The sequence below is a fragment of the Streptomyces sp. NPDC007264 genome (genome assembly GCF_042869095.1).
Classification (GTDB): Bacteria; Actinomycetota; Actinomycetes; order Streptomycetales; family Streptomycetaceae; genus Streptomyces.
Genome location: NZ_JBIAFD010000045.1, coordinates 1 through 1,905, shown reverse-complemented (window position 1 = coordinate 1,905; position 1,905 = coordinate 1). Strand labels below are relative to the sequence as shown.

Annotated in this window: 1 protein-coding gene and 1 pseudogene; one reads left to right on the top strand and one right to left on the bottom strand. The window is 66.8% G+C overall.

All coding sequences use genetic code 11. The features are described 5' to 3' along the window. Positions 1 to 71 precede the first annotated feature (71 nt). A pseudogene (locus ACFYMU_RS33375) lies at positions 72 to 399 on the bottom strand (transposase); the annotation flags it as partial. Positions 400 to 1,059: 660 nt separating this feature from the next. On the opposite strand from ACFYMU_RS33375, the gene ACFYMU_RS33370 reads away from it, so the two are divergent. After that, a complete protein-coding gene (locus ACFYMU_RS33370; RefSeq protein WP_388381475.1) occupies positions 1,060 to 1,905 on the top strand; it encodes a reverse transcriptase domain-containing protein in 846 nt (281 codons plus the stop codon).

Here is a 1,905-nt window from a genome sequence, read left to right as displayed (position 1 = left end):
GCCCAACATGCCCATGGCCGCCGACCGGACGGGATGCCGCACCGCCACACGTTCAGGTGACGACAAAACTCCTATGCACTCTCATACCGCCCTCTGAGGGCTGCAGCGATGCCTGCGAAGGCGAGGAAATGCTCAGGCTGGCGCTCGTAGCGACGGTGGAGGCGACGGGAGCGGCCCAGCCAGCTTCACCGTGCGCTCGACGGTCCACCGGTGCCGTCCGAGGCGAGTTGAGGATTCGAGCCCTCGGCGGGCGATCCGGGGGGTGATGTTCCGGGAACGAAGCCATCGGCGCAGGTGGTCATAGTCGTAGCCCTTGTCCGCGTGAAGCTTGGCGGGCCGACGTCGCCTCGGTCCGCGGTGCGAACGGATCGGCGGTATGCCACGGACGAGGGGCTCGAGTCCTAGCCTCGATCTTGCGCGCGCCCAGCAGACTGGAGGTCCTGATGTTGTAAGTGATCTACGGTCGTAAGCTCGTTGTCGCCTGCCGGTGGAAGTCCGGTCCGGGTAGCTGCCAGGAGGCCCGGTAGCAGACTGGCGGCGTCGGGGGGAAACGCCCGGCGTCGAAGCCCAGTGTCGAAAGCCCTTCAAGGGGGAGCAAAGCAGCGGTCCGTAGCATCACGCGAAGCCTGCGGCGTCGTTAGAGGCCCGCCTCTCGGGGCGGGGACAGGGAGTGCCGAGCCCCCGAAATCAGGGCGAAGGCCATGGAAGCGGCGAAGATCCTGGAGATGCAGCCGTGAAGGACTCCCCGGCGTATGGGGCATGGAACGTTGCGACGGTGACAGCGGGAACTGGGGAGGCCCTCCCCGGCCCGGCGGCCTGCGGACAGCTGCCGTCGGAAGCTGCGTGTCCTATAACCGGGTGCACCCCGGGAAGTGGGCGCGAGTCGGGTGGGCGTCGGAGGCGGCCGTAGTACCGCGATGAGCCGGCGGACAACACAACCGCCGGCCAGGGAAGGGCCGCTGCTTTGTCGATGCGCAGTCTGTCTGGAGGGACTTGGTGAGTGCCGCTGAGGCTAGTTCCACCACGTCGGGATCCCTGAAGCTGGATCCGGTCCGAGCCTTGCAGCATGCGCTCTACCGGGCGGCCAAGGCCGATCCCGGACGGCGGTTCCACGCGCTGGGGGACAAGGTCCACCGCAGGGACGTCCTGCGGCGCGCGTGGGTGATGGTGCGTCGAAACAACGGCGCTCCGGGCATTGACGCCACCACTCTCACGCAGGTCGAGGAGTATGGCATCGACCGGCTCCTTGACGAATTGGCCGTGGAACTCAAGGAAGGCTGCTGGCGGCCGCTGCCTGCGCGCCGGGTGTTCATCCCGAAACCCGGCACAACCGTGGAGCAGAGACCGCTGTCGATTCCTTCCGTCCGTGACCGGATCGTGCAGGCGGCGTTGAAGATCGTGCTCGAGCCGGTCTTCGAGGCCGACATGCTCCCGTGCTCGTTCGGGTTCAGGCCCAGGCGCGGGGCGCACGATGCCCTCCAAGTCCTGATCGATGAGGCATGGCGGGGCAGGCGCTGGGTGGTGGAGACGGATATCGCCAATTGTTTCGAGGCGATTCCGCATGAGAAGTTGATGCAGGCGGTCGAGGAACGCGTCTGCGACCGGTCGGTCCTCAAACTCCTGCGCGTAATGCTGCGGGCCGGGGTGATGGAGGACGGGCAGGTCCGTCGGCCGGTGACCGGCACCCCACAAGGCGGTGTGGTTTCACCGTTGATGGCGAACGTCTATCTGCACCGGCTGGACCGGGCATGGGACGTGCGTCGTCATGGGGTCCTGGTCCGTTATGCCGACGATGCCGTGGTGATGTGCACTACTCAGGTTGAATGCGCGATGTCCGGGGTGGTGACGGGGTGTGATCCCTGCGGTACGACGGTCTCATGCGGTACGCGCAAGGGGGCGGGCTGA